This is a genomic window from Collinsella aerofaciens (assembly GCF_964283865.1).
Taxonomy (GTDB): domain Bacteria; phylum Actinomycetota; class Coriobacteriia; order Coriobacteriales; family Coriobacteriaceae; genus Collinsella.
Genome location: NZ_CAXYLS010000015.1, coordinates 17,548 through 36,837, shown reverse-complemented (window position 1 = coordinate 36,837; position 19,290 = coordinate 17,548). Strand labels below are relative to the sequence as shown.

At 66.8% G+C, this 19,290-nt stretch carries 19 protein-coding genes; 16 read left to right on the top strand and 3 right to left on the bottom strand.

The features are described 5' to 3' along the window. Position 1: 1 nt before the first annotated feature. From cbiD to cobK, 16 genes are read left to right on the top strand one after another with little or no spacing between them, the layout of a single operon-like run. A complete protein-coding gene (gene cbiD, locus ACRX4W_RS07870) occupies positions 2-1,186 on the top strand; it encodes a cobalt-precorrin-5B (C(1))-methyltransferase CbiD (protein ID WP_271742760.1) in 1,185 nt (394 codons plus the stop codon). Beyond that, the gene (gene cobI, locus ACRX4W_RS07865) at positions 1,179-1,868 is read left to right on the top strand and encodes a precorrin-2 C(20)-methyltransferase (RefSeq protein ID WP_195404809.1); all 690 of its coding nucleotides are present in this window, start codon (positions 1,179-1,181) and stop codon (positions 1,866-1,868) included. The genes cbiD and cobI overlap by 8 nt, the downstream gene beginning before the upstream one ends. Then, positions 1,869-3,002 (top strand): cobalt-precorrin 5A hydrolase, encoded by a 1,134-nt coding sequence (locus ACRX4W_RS07860; protein WP_432299952.1) that lies wholly within the window; start codon positions 1,869-1,871, stop codon positions 3,000-3,002. It abuts the gene before it with no gap. Next, on the top strand, positions 3,002-3,745 hold the full coding sequence (gene cobJ / locus ACRX4W_RS07855; protein WP_195404807.1) for a precorrin-3B C(17)-methyltransferase: 744 nt from the start codon (positions 3,002-3,004) through the stop codon (positions 3,743-3,745). The genes ACRX4W_RS07860 and cobJ overlap by 1 nt, the downstream gene beginning before the upstream one ends. Then, a complete protein-coding gene (gene cbiE / locus ACRX4W_RS07850) occupies positions 3,733-5,103 on the top strand; it encodes a precorrin-6y C5,15-methyltransferase (decarboxylating) subunit CbiE (protein WP_432299950.1) in 1,371 nt (456 codons plus the stop codon). Before cobJ ends, cbiE begins: the two co-directional genes overlap by 13 nt. Then, on the top strand, positions 5,100-6,482 hold the full coding sequence (locus ACRX4W_RS07845; protein ID WP_338400708.1) for a cobyrinic acid a,c-diamide synthase CobB: 1,383 nt from the start codon (positions 5,100-5,102) through the stop codon (positions 6,480-6,482). The genes cbiE and ACRX4W_RS07845 overlap by 4 nt, the downstream gene beginning before the upstream one ends. Next, positions 6,475-7,617 carry a nicotinate-nucleotide--dimethylbenzimidazole phosphoribosyltransferase gene (locus ACRX4W_RS07840; protein ID WP_432299948.1) on the top strand — a complete coding sequence of 381 codons (1,143 nt, stop codon included), beginning with the start codon at positions 6,475-6,477 and terminating at the stop codon, positions 7,615-7,617. Before ACRX4W_RS07845 ends, ACRX4W_RS07840 begins: the two co-directional genes overlap by 8 nt. Further along, positions 7,614-8,162, top strand: a complete 549-nt coding sequence (locus ACRX4W_RS07835) for a bifunctional adenosylcobinamide kinase/adenosylcobinamide-phosphate guanylyltransferase (RefSeq protein ID WP_117758119.1) — start codon at positions 7,614-7,616, stop codon at positions 8,160-8,162. Before ACRX4W_RS07840 ends, ACRX4W_RS07835 begins: the two co-directional genes overlap by 4 nt. Beyond that, positions 8,159-8,926 (top strand): adenosylcobinamide-GDP ribazoletransferase, encoded by a 768-nt coding sequence (cobS, locus tag ACRX4W_RS07830; RefSeq protein WP_117820233.1) that lies wholly within the window; start codon positions 8,159-8,161, stop codon positions 8,924-8,926. Before ACRX4W_RS07835 ends, cobS begins: the two co-directional genes overlap by 4 nt. 41 nt (positions 8,927-8,967) lie before the next feature. Continuing rightward, complete coding sequence (locus ACRX4W_RS07825; protein WP_432299945.1) at positions 8,968-9,924, top strand: histidine phosphatase family protein; 957 nt, start codon at positions 8,968-8,970, stop codon at positions 9,922-9,924. Further along, positions 9,924-10,898, top strand: coding sequence for an adenosylcobinamide-phosphate synthase CbiB (gene cbiB, locus ACRX4W_RS07820; protein ID WP_161194217.1), 975 nt, complete (start codon positions 9,924-9,926; stop codon positions 10,896-10,898). The genes ACRX4W_RS07825 and cbiB overlap by 1 nt, the downstream gene beginning before the upstream one ends. Next, the gene (locus ACRX4W_RS07815; RefSeq protein ID WP_432299943.1) at positions 10,895-12,118 is read left to right on the top strand and encodes a pyridoxal phosphate-dependent aminotransferase; all 1,224 of its coding nucleotides are present in this window, start codon (positions 10,895-10,897) and stop codon (positions 12,116-12,118) included. The genes cbiB and ACRX4W_RS07815 overlap by 4 nt, the downstream gene beginning before the upstream one ends. Next, on the top strand, positions 12,111-13,610 hold the full coding sequence (locus tag ACRX4W_RS07810) for a cobyric acid synthase (protein WP_432299942.1): 1,500 nt from the start codon (positions 12,111-12,113) through the stop codon (positions 13,608-13,610). Before ACRX4W_RS07815 ends, ACRX4W_RS07810 begins: the two co-directional genes overlap by 8 nt. After that, positions 13,607-14,122, top strand: a complete 516-nt coding sequence (locus ACRX4W_RS07805) for a cob(I)yrinic acid a,c-diamide adenosyltransferase (RefSeq protein ID WP_148331370.1) — start codon at positions 13,607-13,609, stop codon at positions 14,120-14,122. Before ACRX4W_RS07810 ends, ACRX4W_RS07805 begins: the two co-directional genes overlap by 4 nt. Further along, positions 14,123-14,764, top strand: a complete 642-nt coding sequence (locus ACRX4W_RS07800; protein ID WP_432299940.1) for a precorrin-8X methylmutase — start codon at positions 14,123-14,125, stop codon at positions 14,762-14,764. Beyond that, on the top strand, positions 14,761-15,534 hold the full coding sequence (gene cobK, locus ACRX4W_RS07795; RefSeq protein ID WP_117861863.1) for a precorrin-6A reductase: 774 nt from the start codon (positions 14,761-14,763) through the stop codon (positions 15,532-15,534). The genes ACRX4W_RS07800 and cobK overlap by 4 nt, the downstream gene beginning before the upstream one ends. A 232-nt stretch (positions 15,535-15,766) precedes the next feature. Here cobK and ACRX4W_RS07790 read toward each other — a convergent pair whose 3' ends face one another. From ACRX4W_RS07790 to ACRX4W_RS07780, 3 genes are read right to left on the bottom strand one after another with little or no spacing between them, the layout of a single operon-like run. Then, the gene (locus ACRX4W_RS07790) at positions 15,767-16,981 is read right to left on the bottom strand and encodes an ABC transporter permease (protein WP_432299937.1); all 1,215 of its coding nucleotides are present in this window, start codon (positions 16,979-16,981) and stop codon (positions 15,767-15,769) included. Continuing rightward, a complete protein-coding gene (locus ACRX4W_RS07785) occupies positions 16,978-17,751 on the bottom strand; it encodes an ABC transporter ATP-binding protein (protein ID WP_118270299.1) in 774 nt (257 codons plus the stop codon). The genes ACRX4W_RS07790 and ACRX4W_RS07785 overlap by 4 nt, the downstream gene beginning before the upstream one ends. After that, positions 17,751-19,172 carry an efflux RND transporter periplasmic adaptor subunit gene (locus tag ACRX4W_RS07780; protein ID WP_432299934.1) on the bottom strand — a complete coding sequence of 474 codons (1,422 nt, stop codon included), beginning with the start codon at positions 19,170-19,172 and terminating at the stop codon, positions 17,751-17,753. The genes ACRX4W_RS07785 and ACRX4W_RS07780 overlap by 1 nt, the downstream gene beginning before the upstream one ends. Positions 19,173-19,290: the final 118 nt, after the last annotated feature.

Sequence of the window (19,290 nt, the reverse complement as noted above, 5' to 3'; positions counted from 1 at the left end):
CGTGGCCTTCGAGCATTACATATATACCGGGACGACCCGCCTGCGCTGCGGCTACACCACGGGGAGCTGCGCCGCGCTCGCGGCGAAGGCAGCCTGCGAGATGCTCTTGTCACGAAAGCCTGTCGGCCTCGTGTCGATCGTCACCCCCGGCGGGCTGCCCGTCGAGGCGAACGTGATCGACGCATGCATCGGCGAGGGGTGCGCCCAGTGCGCCGTGCGAAAGGACGCAGGCGACGATGCCGATGTGACCGACGGCGTGCTTGTGTACGCGCGCGTGGAACATGCGGGGTCGGGCACGGGTGCTGCGGGCGGCAAGGACGTGCCCGCGCGCGAATCGGAAGTTTCCGTCGATGGCGGCGTGGGCGTGGGGCGCGTGACGTTGCCCGGGCTCGAGCAGCCGGTTGGGGCGGCCGCCATCAACGCGACGCCGCGCGCGATGATCACTTCGGCGGTGCGCGAGGTGTGCGCCGCGCACGGCTTTTCTGGAAATATTGCTGTGACGATTTCGGTACCCGAGGGCGTTTCCCTTGCCGAAAAGACCTTCAACCCGCACCTGGGGATAGAGGGCGGCATCTCCATCCTGGGCACGACGGGCATCGTCGAGCCGCGCAGCCTCGCTGCCTTGCGCGACAGCATCGAGCTCGAGATCCGGCAGCATGCGGCTATGGGGCGGCGCGGAGTCGTGCTCACGCCCGGCAACTACGGCGGGCAGTTCATCTCGGGGCATTTCCACCTAAACGGTGCGCCGGTGGTCTTCATCTCCAACTTTGTGGGCGATGCGATTGATTGCTGCGTTCGCGAGGGATTCACCAATGTCCTTCTTGTGGGACACATCGGCAAGCTGGTGAAGGTCGCTGGCGGCATCATGGACACCCATTCGCGTACCGCCGACTGCCGCGCGGAGATTCTGGCCGCCCACGCGGCCTTGGTCGGCGCGGGCGCGAAGACCGTGCGCGAGATCATGTCGTCGGTCACGACCACGGCGGCGCTCGAGGTAATCGAGGCCGCCGGCGTGGGGGACGCTGCGCGCGCCTCGCTCGCCGCGGCAATCGAGGACAGGTTGCGCCGCCGCGCGGCGGGCGCATGCGACATCGCCGCGGTCGTGTTCGACGCCGAGCGCCGCGAGCTTTTCCGCACGTCGGGCGCCGATGCAGTCATCGGGGAATTGGGGGCGACGTATGAGTAAAGGCGTGCTGCACGGGGTGGGTACGGGGCCTGGCGACCCCGAGCTTCTCACGATCAAGGCCGTCCGCACAATCGAATCGTGTCCGGTCATCGCCGCACCGCAGACGGCGGACGGGGCCATGGTCGCGCTCGACATCGTGCGCGGCGCCGTCGACTTTACAGGCAAGACGGTGATCCCCGTGCGATTCTCGATGACGCGCGATCTCGAGCGCCGCGCGGCCGAGCATGCCTCGCTTGTTCGCGAGCTTGTCGCGCACCTGGATGCGGCCCGCGACGTCGCGCTGCTGAACCTGGGGGACCCGAGCATCTACGCCACCTTCCAGCGCATAGCGCCCGACGTGCGCGCCCACGGGTTCGAGGCGCGCGCCATTCCCGGCGTGCCGAGCTTCTGCGCGGTCGCCGCGGCGCTCGAGCGCGACCTCACGCCCGAGATGTCGTCGCCTCTGCACATCGTGCCCGGCGGCTACGACGACGTGCGCCGCGCAATCGGCTGGCCGGGGACGAAGGTGGTCATGAAGGCGCGCCGCTCGCTTGCGGACACGAAGCGCATCCTTCGCGAGGAGGGCGCCTTCGACGGTGCCGAGCTCGTAGAGGATTGTGGGCTTCCGGGCGAGCGCGTGTACCGCTCGCTCGACGATGTGCCCGATCGGGGTAGCTACTTCTCGACGATGGTGGTGCGCTAGATGAGGGTTTCCTGCATAGCGTTCACTGAGAGGGGGTATGCGTTGGCTGAGCGCACCGCACGCGCGCTTTCCGATTGCGCGCAGACAGGTGAAGATGACCCTGGCTGGGACGTTTCCGTTTCGCGCGGATTCGGCGAGGGGAAGGCCGACCTGCGCGCATGGACGGCGCACGCGTGGGAAGCGTCGGACGCGCTTCTGTTCGTGGGCGCGGCGGGCATCGCCGTGCGGGCGATCGCGCCGCATGTCGCCTCGAAGACAAACGATCCCGCGGTTGTGGCGATCGACGAGGCGGGGCGCTTTGCCGTCCCGCTTTTGTCGGGGCATTTGGGTGGTGCGAACGAGCTTGCGCAAACTGTGGCACGCGCGGTAGGCGCCATCCCCGTCATCACCACGGCGACCGACGTCCGCGGCGTGTGGGCGGTAGATACGTGGGCGCGCCGTGCGGGGCTCGCCGTTTCGAATCCCGAGGCCATCAAGCGAGTGTCGGCGCGGCTGCTTTCGGGCGGGCGCGTGACGCTCTATTCCGACATGCCGATTTCGGGACAGCCGCCTGAGGGGGTTGACATTGCGTCCGACCGCGCTCGGGCCGATATCGTCGTTTCGCCGTTTGCTGGCGCGAATGCAGGTGCGTCCGTTCGCGCGGCGGAGACAACGGGCAAGGTTGTGCCCGCCGCTGAGACGGGGAAGCCGGCGGGCGTGCGGGGGCAGGCGCCTGCGCCCGAGCCACTTCGCCTTGTCGTGCCCTGCATCGTTGCGGGTATAGGGTGCCGTCGCGGTGCGTGCGCCGAAGCGATTGAGGAGGCGTTTTTTCTCGCGTGCGGGCAGGCGGATATCTCGCCTTCGGCCGTGCGCGAGGCGGCGACGATCGACGTGAAGGCGCACGAGGAGGGTCTGCTCGCTTTCTGCCGCGCGCGGAATATCCCGCTCGCGACGTATTCCGCAGAGGAGTTGTCGCAGGTCGAAGGCAGCGTTTCGCCATCTGATTTCGTGCGCGCGACGGTGGGGGTCGACAACGTGTGCGAGCGTGCGGCGCTCGCGGACGGGGGCAAACTTATCTTCCCGAAGCTCGCTCACGGCGGCGTGACCGTCGCGTTTTCCAAGGTAACTATCAAACTTTCGTTTAAGGAGCGGTGATGGGAAAGCTCTTCGTGGTGGGGATCGGCCCGGGCGGCCCCGACGGCATGACGATTGCGGCTCGGCGCGCGCTCGAGGCGGCCGACATCGTTGTGGGGTACACGAAATACGTGGAGCTCGCGCTCGCCGCCGTGCCCGACGCGGCGCATCTCGCGACGCCGATGATGCACGAGGTCGAACGGTGCCGCCTGGCGCTTTCGCGCGCGCAGAGCGGAGAAGCCGTGGCACTCGTGTGCAGCGGTGACGCGGGCGTGTACGGCATGGCGAGCCCCGTGCTGGAGCTTGCGGAGGACTACCCCGATGTAGACGTGGAAGTTATCGCCGGGGCCACCGCGGCTCAGAGCGGGTCGGCGGTGCTCGGCGCCCCGCTTGCCCACGACTTCGCGGTCGTGTCGCTCTCCGACTTGCTCACGCCGTGGGAGGTCATCGAGCGCAGACTCGCCGCCGTGGCGAGCGCCGACTTCTGCATCTGTTTGTACAACCCACGCAGCAGAAAGCGCGCCGACAGGCTCTCGCGCGCGGCGAAGATTATGCTCGAATGGAAGGCCCCCGACACGCTCTGCGGCTGGGTACGCAACATCGGGCGCGAGGGGCAGCAGTCGGGCATGTGCAGGCTCTCCGAGCTGGGGGAGCTCGATGCTGACATGTTCACCACCGTGTTCGTCGGCAACGCGGGCACGAAGCGCGTAGGCGGCCGTATGGTCACGCCGCGCGGGTATCGGGAGATTCCATGCGAAAGGTAACGATCATCGGGGCGGGTCCCGGAAACCCCGACTTGCTCTCGCGCGCGGCGCTCGACGCGATCGACATCGCCGACGTGGTCATCGGCGCTCATCGCGCGCTTGTCGGCATCGACGTGCCGCCCGACGTGGTGAGATGCGAGCTCGTGAAGACGGCGGACATCGTCGCCGCGCTCACCGATGCGGCGTCGTGGCAGCGCGCCGTGGTCGTGATGACGGGCGATGTGGGGCTGTTCAGCGGCGCGCGCCGCCTGGTGGAGGCGCTCTCCGGCGGCGCGCAGGTGGACGTGCGCATCATTCCCGGCATAAGCTCAGCGTCGTATCTCGCCGCGCGCCTCGCGCGTCCATGGCAGGATTGGCGCTTCGCGAGCGCTCACGGCGTGGCGTGCGACATCGTGGCCGAGGCCGAGCGCGCAGGTGAGCTCTTTCTCGTCACGTCGGGCGGGGAAGACCCCTCGCGGCTTTCGGGCGAGCTTGTGCAGGCGGGCTTCGGGGACGCGCGCGTGACGGTGGCCGAGCGCCTGTCGTACCCCGACGAGCGCATCACCTGCGCGACCGCAAGTGAAATTGCAGGTCAGACGTTCGACGACTTGAACGTGATGCTTATCGAGTTCGCAGGCGGCGCCGCGAGCTCCCGCTGGCCGTACGCTTCCTCGGGCATTCCCGACGAGCTCTTCATCCGCGGCGACGTTCCCATGACCAAGCTGGAGGTGCGCGCCGTCGCGCTCGCAAAGCTGCGCCTTACCGCAACCGACACCGTGTGGGACGTCGGCGCCGGCACGGGGAGCGTGTCGATCGAGGCGGCGCTCGTCGCGCGAGCGGGGTCGGTATGGGCGGTCGAGCGCAACGCGGCCGGCGTGCGGCTCATCCGAGAGAACGCGGATGCATTCGGGTGCGGCAACGTGCATGCTGTCCCCGGTGTCGCCCCCGAAGCGCTCGCGAAACTGCCCGTCCCCGACGCCGTGTTCGTCGGCGGGAGCGTGGGCGAGCTTCCCTCCATCGTGGAGGCGGCGCTCGAGAAGAACTCGCAGGTTCGCCTGTGCGTGCCATGCGTCACCGTTGAGACGCTCACCGAGGCGTGCGCGCTCCTCTCGGGTTCGCGCTTTAAGGGGTTCGAGGCGTGCCAGGTGTCGGCCGCCCGTGCCGAGGCTGTAGGCTCGCACCATCTTATGAAGGCGCAAAACCCCGTGTTCCTCGTCAGCGCGCGTGGTGCGGGCGCGGATGCCGAGGAGCTTGCCGAAGTCGGCGCGCTTGCTGAGTCGCCTGTCGGGGAGGACCTCTCTGTCGAGGGGAACCCATCCGTTGAGGTGGTCTCGCTTGCTAACTGCAGCGCCGCAGGTGGGGAAGGCGGCGCCCGGTGAGCACGTCCATCCCGCGCTTCATGGTCGCTGCGCCCTCGAGCGGGAGCGGCAAGACGGTCGTAACGTGCGCGCTCCTGCGCGCGCTCGCGCACCGCGGCATTGCATGCGCGGCCTTCAAATGCGGCCCCGACTACATTGACCCGCTCTTTCATCGCCGCGTCGTGGGTGCGCGCTCGGGCAATTTAGACGGCTTCTTCACCGACGCCCCGACGCTGCGCGCCCTGCTCGCACGCGGCGCCGCGGGCGCGGATGTCGCGGTGCTCGAGGGGGTTATGGGCTTCTACGACGGCATGGCGCCCGGCGTGGCCGACGCGAGCAGCTACCAGGTTGCGCGCAACACGGAAACGCCGGTCGTTTTAGTGGTGAACGGGCGCGGGGCGTCTTTATCGCTCGCCGCTGTAATCCGCGGCATCGCCGAGTTCCTGCCTTGTGCGAACGTGCGCGGCGTCGTGCTGAACAAGACGAGCGCCGCTGCCTGCGCCTACGCGGCGCCTGCGATCGAGAAGCACACGGGCGTCGCGGTTTTGGGGAATATCCCCGCCGACGAGGCGTTCTCGCTCGAAAGCCGGCATCTGGGGCTTGTGACCGCCGACGAGGTCGAGCAGCTCTCCGCGCGCATCGACAAGATGGCCGAGCTGGTGGAAAAGAGCATCGACGTCGATCGCTTGCTCGAAATAGCGGCGACGGCACCCGATATCCGCGAGGAACCTTACCGGTTGGAGCCGATCGCGGGAGCGCGGCCCATCGTCGCCGTCGCGCGTGACGAGGCGTTCTCGTTCTACTACGAGGAGAATCTGCGCGCGCTCGAGGACCTGGGTTGCGAGCTGGCCTTTTTCAGCCCCCTGTGTGATGGCGAGTTGCCCCGGGGGACAAGCGCCCTCTATCTGGGGGGCGGCTACCCGGAGCTCCATGCGCGGCAGCTCTCCGAGAACGTGTCGATGCGCGGGGCGGTGCGGCGCGCGGTGGAATCCGGCATGCCGACGGTCGCCGAATGCGGTGGGTTTCTGTACCTGCAGCGCGAAATCGCCGATAGCGAGGGGTGGCGCTGGCCTGTTGCGGGCGCCCTTGAGGGCGCAAGCGAGAACGGGGGAAGGCTGTCCCATTTCGGGTACGTGGAGCTCACTTCCCAACGCGACGGGCTCTACGGGCCGCGCGGCACACGCATCCGCGCGCACGAGTTCCACTACTGGCAGTCCACCTGCCCGGGCGGCGACTTTTGGGCGCAGAAGCCCCGGCGCGACAAGGGCTGGCCGTGCATGACGACCACCCCGTCCCTGGTGGCGGGCTTCCCGCATGTGTACTATCCTGCGAACCCCGACGTTGCGCGCGCGTTCGCGTCTGCCGCAGCGTCGTTCACAGAGAGGAGGCGGCATGGCTGAAGCAACCGAAACCGCGCTTGCCTGCATCCGCGAGGAAGTCGAGCGCGCGTTCTCGTCGGCGCCGGGCGCCGTGCTCGAAGCCGCGCTTTCCCGGATCGCGCCCGCAGACGAATGCGCCCGTGCCGCCGCGTACGCCGCGTGGGACTCCATCGCGCACCCCTTGGGGGGATTGGGCGACTTTGAAGACGCCGTCGCGTGTATCGCCGCAGCTCAGGGGAGCGCCGAGGTGGCCGAGTTTCCCCGTGCGCTCGCGGTATTCTTCTCCGACAACGGGATCGTTGCCGAAGGCGTGTCGCAAAGCGGGCAAGACGTGACGCGAGCCGTCGCGCGCAACATGTGCGAGGGGGCCACGAGCGCCTGCCGCATGGCGGCGTTCGCGGGTGCCGAGGTCGTGCCCGTCGACGTGGGTATGGCCCGGGGCATAGAAGACGCGCGCATGGTGCGCGCGAACGTGCGGCGGGGGAGCGGCAACATCGCGCACGGCCCCGCTATGTCTCGAGATGGGGCCGTGCGCGCGATCGAGGTCGGAATCGCCGTCGCGTGCGGGCTTGCCCGCGCCGGCGTGCGCCTTCTCGCCGCGGGCGAGATGGGCATCGGCAACACGACCACCTCGGCGGCGGTGGCCGCAGTGCTCATCCGGGCGGACGCGCGGAGCCTCGTCGGGCGCGGCGCGGGGCTCTCGGACGCCTCGCTCGCGCGCAAGCGCGACGTGGTCGAGCGCGCTATCGACGCGAACTCGCCCGATCCCGCCGACCCGATCGACGTGCTCTCGAAGGTGGGCGGCTTCGACATCGCGGCGATTTGCGGCTTCTACCTGGGGGCCGCGGCCTCGAAGGCGCCGGCGCTCCTCGACGGGGTCATATCCTGCACGGCGGCTCTGTGCGCGGCGCGCCTGTGCCCCAACGCCTTGGGCTACCTCGTGGGCACCCACGCATCAAGCGAACCCGCAAGCCAGGAGCTCCTTCTCGAGCTCGGCATAAAGGCACCCCTCGACGCAGGCATGCACTTGGGCGAGGGCGCGGGCGCCATGGCGTATCTGCCCCTTCTGGATTCGGCGCTGCGCGTATACCGGGATGGGAAGACGTTCACGGCGACTGGCATGGCTGCTTACGAGCATTTCGAGGCCGTGAAATGACGGTGACGCTCGTTATCGGCGCCGCCGCGAGCGGCAAGAGCGCCTACGCCGAGTCTCTGTGCCTCGGGCACGACGGCCCCCGCGTGTACCTGGCAACGATGGAGCCCTTCGGGGAAGAGGGCACCCGCCGCATCGCGCGCCATCGGGCGCTGCGCGAGGGCAAGGGGTTTTCCACCCTCGAGCGCACGCGTGACGTGGGCACCGCAGTGCCCGAGCTTCCGCGCGGCTGCACGCTTCTTTTGGAAGACGTGGGCAACCTGGTTGCGAACGAGCTTTTCGCGGAAGGCGGCTTGTCCCCGCGTGACCCTGACGCTGTGGCGCGCGAGGTGCTCGGAGGCATCGAACGGCTCGCTCAGGCCGCTGCGTATACGGTGGTGGTCACCGTCGACGTGTTCGCCGATGAGATGCGCTACGATGAGGGGACCGAGGCATGGAGGCGCGCGCTCGCGCGCGTGAACGCGGGCGTGGCGGCGCTGGCCGACCGCGCAGTCGAGGTGGTATGCGGGATTCCCGTGTGGATGAAAGGTGAAGGACCTACAAGGTGAAGATAGCAGAGGCAATCGGCGCGGCGTTCGGAACGTTCTCGCGCATCCCCGTCCCGAAATCGGCCTGGACCGATTTCGGGTCAACCCATGCGCTTGCCGCGTTTCCCCTGGTGGGCCTTGCGGAAGGGTTCCTCATGACGGCGTGGGGACACGTTGCGAACCTGCTCGGCGTGCCCGCGACCATCGTCGCGGCCGTGCTCGTGGCGCTGCCTGTGGCGGTGACGGGAGGCATCCACCTAGACGGGCTCTGCGACACCTCCGATGCGCTTGCAAGTTGGGCCCCGCGCGAGCGAAAGCTCGAGATCATGCACGATCCGCGGGCGGGCGCCTTCGGGGTCATCGGTGTTGTTGTGTACCTTATTCTGCAGTTTTCCCTGTTCACCGCGCTGCCGCTTACGGCGGGGGCGTTCCTCGCGCTTCTGTGCTCGCTCGTGTTCTCCCGCGCGCTTTCGGGACTCGCCGTTGAATGCTGGCCTGCCGCGCGGGCGGACGGCATGGCCGCGGGGCTCTCGCCTGCGAAGAAGCGCGCGGCGATCGTCGTGCCGCTTTGCGCTTTCGCTGCGGCTTCGGCTGCAGGGATGGTCGCGTGCGCTCAGGCCGTCGGCGCCTTTATGGCGGTGGCGGGGCTTTTGGTGCTCGCGTGGTACCGCCATGTTGCCCTGTCCCGCTTCGGCGGGGTGACGGGGGATTTGGCCGGATGGTTTCTGCAATGGGCCGAGCTCGCGATGCTTGCCATGCTGGTGGTGGGGGGCATGCTCCTATGATGCTCGTGGTAGGTGGCGCGCATTCGGGGAAGAGGACCTTCGTGCGCGAAAAACTCGGGTTCGCGGCGGACGATTTCGTCGATGCGGCGCAGCTTGCGGAGGGCGGCGTGCCCGCGGCTTTTGCCGGCCGCGTCGCATACCGTGCTGAGGAACTCGTACGCGCGCTCGACGCTGACCGGGCGCTCGAGCGGCTGATCGGCTTCGACGCAGTGATTCTGCCCTTGGTCGGCTCGGGGGTCGTCCCCATGAGTGCGGAAGACGCCCAATGGCGCGAGCGCGCGGGGCGCCTGGGATGCGCGCTCGCTGCGCGCGCCGACGTCGTCGTGCGCATGACGTGCGGGATTCCCCAGGTCATCAAAGGAAACCTTGCCGATGCACCTCGAGGGACGCAGGGCGCGGGTGCGCCTTTGGAAGTCGTCTTCGTGCGCCATGGTGCCACGGCGGGCACGGAAGACCATCGCTACAGCGGGGCGGGCACCGACGAGCCCCTGTCGAGTGCGGGCGAGCGCGCTTTGCGCGACCTCGCGTGCGATCGTGACGTGTTCCGTGTTATCACGAGCGGCATGGCCCGCACCGACCAGACGGCGCGCATCCTCTTCCCGAACGCGGAGCTTATGGCGTGCCCCGGTCTGCGCGAGATGGATTTCGGCGACTTCGAGGGGCGAAGCGCCGCCGAGCTTAAAGAGGATGCGCGCTATCGCGCCTGGGTAGACTCCTGGTGCGAGACGCGCTGCCCGCATGGCGAGGGCAAGAGCGATTTCACCCGCCGCGTCATCGCGGCGTTTCGGGAGGCGTGCGAATCGGAGCGCGCCCAGGGGAGTGGGCGCGCCGTCTTCGTCGTTCACGCGGGTACCGTGAAAGCGCTGCTCTCCGAGCTAGCTGTCCCGAAAATGGGATACTTCGACGTGCATACCGAGCCGGGCGGCGCATGGGCCGCCACTTGGGATGGGCGCTGCCTTCGCGACGTTCGCCCCGCTTCGGGGGGCGATGCCCGGTGATGACGATTCTTGCCGTCGCCGCCGGGTTCGCGGCCGACCTTGCCTTCGGCGACCCGCGCTGGCTTCCCCATCCCGTCGTCGCCATGGGGCGCGCGATCACGTGGGCCGAAGGCCGCCTGCGGGGCGCATTCCCGCAAACGTCCGCGGGCACGCGCGCCGCAGGGCTTGTGCTTGCCGTGGCGCTTCCGCTTGCGTGTGGGCTTTTGACCTGGGGAATCCTGCATCTTTGCGGCATGGTTCACTCCGGCTTGCGCTTCGTGGCCGAGGCATGGGCGAGCTATCAGATTCTCGCGGCATGCGAGCTGCGCCGCCAGAGCCTGGCCGTGGCCCGCGCGTTCTCGAAGGGCGGACTTGTCGAGGCGCGCGAAGCCGTCGGGCTCATCGTGGGACGCGACACGTCTGTTCTCGACGAGCAGGGCGTCGCGCGCGCCGCTGTGGAAACGGTGGCGGAGAACGCGAGCGACGGCGTCATCGCGCCGCTTTTCTACCTTATGATCGGGGGTGCGCCCTTGGGCATGGCGTACAAGGCGGTGAACACGCTCGACAGCATGGTGGGCTACAAAAACGAGTGCTACATCGACTTCGGCTGCGCCTCGGCGCGCCTCGACGATGCGCTGAACTGGATTCCCTCGCGCTTATCGGCTCTGCTCATGATCGTCGTGTGCCCGATCGTCGGGCTCGACGCGCGCGGGGCGGCGCGCATCTGGCGCCGCGACAGGCGTCGCCATGCGAGCCCGAACGCGGCGCAGACCGAGTCAGCGTGCGCGGGCGCGCTCGGGCTGCGCCTGGCGGGACCCGCGGTGTATTTCGGCAAGCTCGTTGAGAAACCGACGATAGGAGACGCGTCCCGCGAAATCGAGTGGGGCGACATCGCCCGGGCGACAAGGCTCATGCTCGCTGCGTCCGTATGCGCGCTCGTCGTCTTCGGCGCCGCGCGCGCGGCGGTCGTGCTCGCCGTGGGGGCGATGGCATGAGGGAAGACCACGCCGCGCCCCGGGCTGCCGGGGGAATCCTGCGCGCCCGTACGCATGGGGGCAGCGCGCAATCGCTCGGCATCGCTTGCGATAGGGGCGCCTCCGACCTCATTGACTTCTCGGTGAACGTGAATCCGGCAGGCCCCTCGCCGCGCGCCGTCGCCGCAGCTTGCAAGGCGCTTTCTCGAATCGACGCCTACCCCGATAGGGAAAGTCTCGCCCTCGTTCGCGCGCTAGCGCGCGACCAGGGCATTCACGAAGATACTATTGTCTGCGGCGCGGGCGCGTCCGACATCATCTGGCGGCTCGCCGCGGCGGTGCGCCCGAAACGCATCGTCGTGTGCGCGCCGACGTTCTCTGAATATGCGGAGGCGGCATCGTACTACGGCGCATGCGTGCAGGAGTTCCCGCTCTCCGAAGCGGACGACTTCGACGTGCCCGCCTCCTTCGCCCGCGCGATCGAGGGGCCGGGAGACGTGGCGTACCTCTGCAATCCGAACAACCCGACGGGGCGCCTCGTCGACCCCAGCGTGATCGAGGCCGCGGCTTGCCGCTGCGAGCAGGTGGGCGCGCTGCTCGTCGTGGACGAGTGCTTCCTCGGATTTGCGCCCGACGCCCGCGAAAGGAGCGTGGCCGCACGCGCCGCGTGTTCGCGCCATGTGGCCGTGCTCTCCGCGTTCACCAAGCTCTACGGAATGGCGGGGTTGCGGTTGGGATATCTGATCAGCGGAAACGCCCAACTCATCGAGGGGATTCGCCGGGCGGGGCAGGCGTGGCCCGTCTCTTCGGTCGCCGAGGCCGCGGGTATCGCCGCCCTGGAAGACATTGAATACGTCTCGCGCACGCGCGATGTATTGGCGGGCGAGCGAGCGTGGCTTTCCCACGAGCTCTCCTCGCTCGGGCTTTCCGTCGTGCCGTCGGATGCGAACTTCCTTTTAGTCCGCACGCCGGCGAAAGACATCCCCGAGCGCCTGTATAAACAGGGGGTTTTGGTCCGCACGTGCGACTCGTTTTCGGTACTGTCCCGTTTCTGGTGCCGCGTCGCGGTGCGCACGCGCAAGGAGAATGCCCGGCTTGCGATGGCGTTCAGCCGCGTGCTTCGGGCGGAAGGTGCATCGGGCGAAGGCGAACCCGACGAACGGGGCGGCGCTTCTTTCAGCGGCGCTATGGCGGGCGCGGATGGCCGAGGCTCGGCGAAGGAGGTCGATACCCGTGGGTAGGGCGAAGCCCATCATGATCCAGGGCACCATGTCGAACGCGGGGAAGAGCCTGCTTGCGGCGGGGCTGTGCCGCGTGCTTTCGCAGGACGGCCTGCGCGTGACTCCCTTCAAGAGCCAGAACATGGCACTCAACAGCGGTGTCACGGCCGACGGGCTCGAGATGGGGCGCGCCCAGATCATGCAGGCCGAGGCGTGCGGCATCGCGCCCGACGTGCGCATGAACCCCATCCTGCTCAAGCCCGAAAGCGGCCACCGAAGCCAGCTCATCGTGGCCGGCAAGGCGCAGGGAGCCTTCGCTGCGAGGGACTACTTCGCGCGAAAGAAGGCGCTCATGCCGCAGATTTTAGAGGCGTTCGATTCGCTCGCGGAGGAAAACGACGTCATCGTCATCGAGGGCGCCGGCAGCCCCGCCGAAATCAACCTTGCCGAAAACGACATCGTCAACATGGGGCTCGCGCGCGCCGTGTCCTCCCCCGTGCTGCTTGCGGGCGACATCGACCCAGGCGGGGTATTTGCCCAGCTCTACGGCACGGTCGCGCTCCTTGCGCCCGATGACCGCGCGTTTTTGCGGGGGCTTGTGGTGAACAAGTTCCGCGGCGATGTGGAAATCCTGCGCCCGGGTTTGGCCCCGCTCGAGAAGATGTGCGGAGTTCCCGTCGTGGGTGTCGTGCCGTATCTTACGCTCGACCTGGACGACGAGGACTCGCTCGCGCCGCGCCTATCTGCCCGCGAGGCGCGCGGCGTCATCGACGTCGCCGTCGTGCGTCTTCCGCATCTGTCGAACTTCACCGACTTCGACCCGCTTTCGCGCGTGCCCGGCGTGGGCGTGCGCTACGTTTCCTCGACGACCGATCTGGGCCGACCCGACCTGGTGGTGCTTCCCGGCTCGAAGACTACGCTCGACGACGCGCGTTGGCTTGCGGCTAGCGGCATCGGAGCCTGTGTACGCGCGCTTTCGGGCGCGGGCACGCCGGTGCTCGGCATATGCGGAGGCTACCAGCTTTTGGGAGACGAGCTTTCCGACCCGCACGGCAGGGAAGGCGCTGGTACCGCGCGCGGGCTCGGGCTCATCCCTGCAAGTACGGTTTTCAAGGAGAAAAAGCGCCTCGCCCAGTCGGAGCTGCGCATCACGGGCGCCCAAGGCGCGTTCTCGGTGTGGAACGGCATGATGGCGCGCGGGTACGAGATTCACGACGGCGAAACGACCGTCTCCTGCGCCCCTGCGGGCACGATTGGCGGCAAACCGGAAGGCGCGGCCTGCGGTAACGTGTTCGGAACCTATCTCCACGGCCTGTTCGACGAACCGGGGGTGGCGCTCGCCCTCGCGCGCTCGCTCGCGCGCATGCGCGGCCTGCCCGAGAGCGTCGTGGGTGACGCGGGCGCGGCGTCCGCGGCCGATCACCGTGCGCGTGAGTTCGACCGCCTGGCCGACGTCGTGCGCGGGGCGCTCGACATGGAGTATGTCTACCGCATTATCGAGGAGGGCGTATGATCCACGTGTATCATGGCGACGGCAAAGGCAAGACCACGGCGGCGATGGGCCTCGCCCTTCGCATGCTCGCTGCAGGCCGCCGCGTCGTCGTCGTACAGTTCCTGAAAGACGGCGAAAGCGGGGAGGTGCGCCTGCTCGCTGAGCATTTCGGCGTGCCCGTGTTCGCGGGGAAGGCGTCGGACAAGTTTACCTGGTCGATGACGTCGGAAGAACTTGCCGCGACGTGCGAGCTGCACGATGGGAACCTCGCTTCCGCGCTCGTCGAGCTCGAGTGCGCGCAAGAGGGACTGCTCGTGCTCGACGAGGCGCTCGACGCGCTTTCGAAGGGGCTTGTCGACGAGGCGCTCGTGGACCGCGCACTCGATATGTCCGCGCTCGGCGTCGAAGTAGTGCTCACCGGGCGCGCGCCTTCCCGCAAGATCGTGGAGAAGGCCGACTACATAACCGAGATGCGGTGCGAGAAACACCCCTACGAGCAGGGGATATGTGCAAGGGAAGGAGTGGAGTACTAGATGGATTCCAAGGAGATGGCGCCCGACGACATCGAGCGGCGCAGCTTCGAGATCATCACCGAAGAGCTCGGCGGCCGCACGTTCCCGCCGCTCGAAGAGCCCGTCGTGAAGCGCGTCATCCACACCACTGCCGACTTCTCGTACGCCGATTCCCTCGTGTTCACCCATGACGCCGCGCACTGTGCGCTCGACGCACTGCGCGCAGGGGCCACGGTGCTCACCGACACGAACATGGCGCTCGCAGGCATAAGCAAGCCCGCGCTCGCGAAGCTCGGCTGCAAGGCCGTGTGCTTCATGGCCGACCCTGATGTCGCCGCGGCTGCGCGCGCCGCGGACACGACTCGCGCCGTTGCGAGCATGGACAAAGCTTGCGGCATCGAGGGTCCGCTCATCGTGGCCGTCGGCAACGCTCCCACAGCACTTCTGCGCCTCGCCGAGCTCATGGACGCGGGGAAGATCGCGCCCGCGCTCGTCGTTGGGGTGCCGGTCGGGTTTGTGAACGTGGTCGAGGCGAAAGAGGAGCTACTCGCACGACGCGTTCCGGCCATCGTCGCGAGGGGTCGCAAGGGCGGTTCGACCGTGGCGGCCGCCATTATGAACGCGCTGCTCTACCAGATCACGCGCACAGGCGGCCCGAAGTGACGGCCCCCGCATCCGCGCTGGCGCTGCGCATCTTCGCCGGCACCACCGAGGGCCGCCTTCTGTGCGAATGGGCGAGCAGGGCGGGCATCCCCGCCCGTGCCTACGCGGCAACCGAGTACGGAGGCGAGCTTTTGGGCGAGCTTCCGGGCATCGAGGTGCATGCGGGCAGGCTCGACGATGCCGACATGGAGCGCGAGCTTTCCGGCGCGTACATCGTTGTCGACGCCACGCACCCCTTCGCTACGCTCGCAAGCGGCAACATCCGGGCCGCTTCGCTCGCCGTGGGTGCACGATGCCTGCGCCTTGCGCGCCCGGTCGAGGCGCTGCCCAAAGGCGTCGTGCCGGTCGCGTCGATCGCCTGCGCGGCGCGCTTTCTCTCCGAGAACCCGGGTCGCGCGCTTCTCACGACGGGGAGCAAGGAGCTTGCTCCCTACACGCGCGTCGCCGATTTCGCGGAGCGCTTCTTCGTGCGTGTGCTCCCGCTGCCCGGTGCTATAACGAAGTGCATCGACGCGGGGTTTTCGCCGTCGCACGTCATCGGCATGCAGGGGCCCTTCACCCGCGAGCTCAACGAGGCGATGCTTCGGCAGGTGGGCGCCCAGTGGCTTGTGACTAAGGACTCGGGAACCGTAGGCGGCACGGCCGAGAAGCTCGCCGCCGCGCGCGACGTGGGAGCGCGCTGCATCGTGGTCACCCGTCCCGCCGAGGGAAGCGGGGCCCTTTCGCTTCGGGAAGTGGAAGACGCGCTCTTACGGGAGTTCGCGCGCTAGGCGCTTGCCGCGCCTGCGCGCCCTCCCGCCCGCGAGGAGGAGCGTCCCGAGCAAGCTCGACCCGTACAAGCCCGTCATCCATCAATAGCTCGAGGACGACGCCCAGAACTGGCGCAAACAGTCCTTCAATAAGTTGCGGTGAAATAGTGTCTGTTTTTGCTGCTAGATAGCATATTCGGTTCCTAATTCACCGCAACTTGTTGGTGGTGGCTTACTGGTAGCTGGTGGTGGCTTACTGGTAGCGTAGGCACTCCACCGGGTTGAGTTTTGCCGCGCGGCGAGCGGGGTAGAAGCCAAAGATTACGCCGATGCCGACGGAGACGCCGAAGGCCAGCAGCACCGTGGCGATTGAAAAGCTCGGTGTGATCTCCCCACTGGCACCGAGCTCGTTGAGAACCCCTGATCCTGCGGCAAACATCGCGAGGCCCCAGGCCAGCAGATAGCCAATCAGGACACCCAGCAGGCCACCGGTGACGCACAGCGCCGAGGACTCGGCCAAAAACTGCGCGGTGATATCGCGGCGACTGGCGCCCAAGGCACGGCGAATACCGATCTCGCGGATGCGCTCAGTCACGTTGGTAAGCATCATATTCATAATGCCGATTCCGCCGACAAGCAGTGAGATACTGGCGACAGCGCCCATGATGAGCGAGAAGGCGCCCATAAACGAGTTGAGTGCATCGATGGCGCTTTTCATGGAGGTCGCCGATACGCTGTCGTACTCATCATCCTCCGAGATGCCCTTCATCGCGCGCACCTTAGACTCGATGGTCTTGCAGAGCTCGTCCATGTCTGTGCCCTCGGCGGCAAGTGCCGTCACGCTGGGAAATGAAGGATTCTCGTCGCCAAACAGGTCGGAGATGGTTTCGCGTGGCATATACAGCGTGAGCGAGCCCATGGAGTCGCTGCCGCCATCAATCACGCCTACAATCTGCACCTCGCCGTTGGACACCTTGATGGTTTTTCCCAGCGCATCCTGTTCGTTGCCGTAAAGCTGATCGGCGCCGCCGCGGCTGATGAGCGCCACGCGCGAGCCTGATTGAGACTCTGCCTGTGAATAGACACGTCCCGCAACGAGCTTGCTGGCGCCCACGGCATCGAGCATGTCGCTATCGACGCCGTGTGCCATGACGGTATAGCTTTTATCCCCGACCTTGTACTCGGAATAGGCGCTATCGACGATGCCGATCTGCTCAATCTGCGGCACCAGTTTTTTAAGCTTCTGGACGTCAGAATCAGAGAGTTCTTGGGACGAATAGATCTGAACCATGCGAGCTGCGTTGAGGCCCAGGCTGTTGACCAAGCTGTTTTGGATGCCGCCGATGAGCGAAGTCATGGCAATGACCGAGGCGATGCCGATGACGATGCCCAGGATGGTGAGCAGGCTGCGCCCCTTGTTGGCCTCGAGCGAGTGAAGGGCTTCCTGGATAAGATCGCGGGCGCTCATGCCATCACTCCTTTCGGCGGGTTGGCGGAGGCGGAAATCATGGGCAGGTTATCTACGGCGCTGCGTAGGGTCCGCGGTGCATGCGGAATATACGCGCCGTCGTGAATGCGACCGTCGCGGATGGTCACGGCACGGTCGGCCTCGGCGGCGATGCCGGGGTCGTGTGTGATAAGCACGATGGTTTTGCCGCGCTCCTGGAGCTTGTGGAAGGTTTCCATGACGAGCGCTCCCGTGGCGGAGTCCAGGTTGCCCGTCGGCTCGTCGGCCAAAATGATGGGTGGATCGTTGACAAGGGCGCGCGCGATGGCGACGCGCTGCATCTGGCCGCCCGAGAGCTCGGATATGCGGTGGTCCCAGTGGTCGACGGGCAGCGTGACGGCCTGCAGCGCGTGTACGGCGCGCATCTCGCGCTGGCTGCGCGGCACATTGGTGTAGGACAGCGGCAGCATGACGTTTTCGATCACCGTCAGACGCGGCAGCAGATTAAAGCTCTGAAAGACAAAGCCGATGCTCAGCGCTCGCACCTCGGTGAGCTCATCATCGTCGAGCTCGGCGACGTTGAGCCCTTGCAGGAAATAATCACCCGCCGTCGGCTTGTCCAGGCAGCCCAGGATGTTCATGAGCGTCGACTTGCCCGAGCCCGAGGGGCCGGTGATGGCGACGAACTCACCGGGGTTCACCGCCAGGCTCACGTTGTGCAGGATGTGGGCGCAACCGGCCTCGCTCTCAAAGATGCGGTGCACGTTGCGGATGTCGATGACGGGACGCATTACTTGCCCTCGTCGGCAGACATATTGTCGCCGCCGTCTGCCGTCATGCCTGTGCCGGTATCCGTCACGATGGTGTCGCCGTCGCGTAACTTGGTAACCGGGACGTCTGGGTTGATCTCGTTGCCCTGGTCGTCGCGCTTGACCTGCGTCTTACCGACTACAGCCTCGTTGTCGTTTTGCGTCACGACGGTCACCTTCACGCGGCGCGTCTTCTTGCCTTCCGAATCGGTGGCCAGATTGACGTAATAGTGCTCGCCGTCTTCGGTCATCAGCGCCATGGTCGGCACCATAACCACGTCGTCGAGCTTCTCGGTCACTACCGAGACCTCGGCAGTCATACCCGGCTTAAGGCGACTGTCAGGTGCTTCGATGAGGATGTCGACGTTAAAGGTCACACTGCCGCCGCTCCCGGAGGAGGAGTCGGAGTTTGCCACCGAGGCGATAGCCGTGACGGTGCCCTGGCTCACGATGTCGGGAAACGCGGGATAGGTCACGTTGGCGCTTTGGCCCACGGCAATTTTGGCGATATCCTTTTCGCCCACCTGAACCGTCACCTTCATCTTGGACAGGTCGGCGATCTGCATGCACTGCTTGCCGCCGCTCGTATCGCTTTCGCCCATGATCATGCCGCCTGTTACCGTGGCGCCCACCTTGGCGTTGAGCTCAACGATGCTGCCCGAGCTCGGGGCCGTGACCGTACGGCTGGCGGCCTTGGCGTTCGCCTGATCGAGGTTTGCCTGGGCCGATGTGAGGCTGCGCTGCGCGGCCGATACGGCGTTCGTGTCCGCTGATGCGGCGGAGATGCCAGCCGCTGCGGAAGCTCCGTCGACGTCCGTCGTTGGGTTGGCCTGCGCGGCAGCTGCGGCTTTCTGCGCGTTGGCGAGGTCTTCTTGAGCGGCTGCAACTGCACGCTGCGCCTCGGCAACGTTGCGATCGAGCTCGTCGTTTTTAATGGTCATAAGCACGTCGCCCTCGTTTACGGATTGGCCTGCCTGCACGTTGATCGAATCGACCGTGCCGTCGACAGAAGGGGAGACCACTGAGGACGAAATGGGTTTGAGCTGGCCTTTCGCTTCGACCGTTGTGCTAAACGTGCCCTCGGTCACCATGTCGGTCGCAGGCCCGCTATCGCCCTGTGGCTGCGCATTGATAACCAGGGTTGCGACAATGGCAATGAGTGCGATGGCACCCACGACGCCGGCGGCAATACCGCGTCGAATCAGCTTTTTGCGTCGACGTTCGGCACGTTTTGCCCTGAGCTTGGCATATGCCTCTTCATCGGTTATCTCGGCCGCATCGTTCGTGCGTCCGCTCTCCTTGTCGGCATGTACGTCTGTGATCAGAGGAAGCGTTTCGGTGGCACCTTCGGGCGTGTGCTCGGTATCATCCGGGCCCGGGGTGATGTTGGGGACATTCGGCATAGCGTCTCCTTTATAGAAAGAACCTTGATAAGTATATGCGCCCGCCGGTTGGGGCAGGCGCATAGGACGGTATCTTTCGGAATTGTTAGATTGGTCGCAGCAGTTGCATGTTGTATGA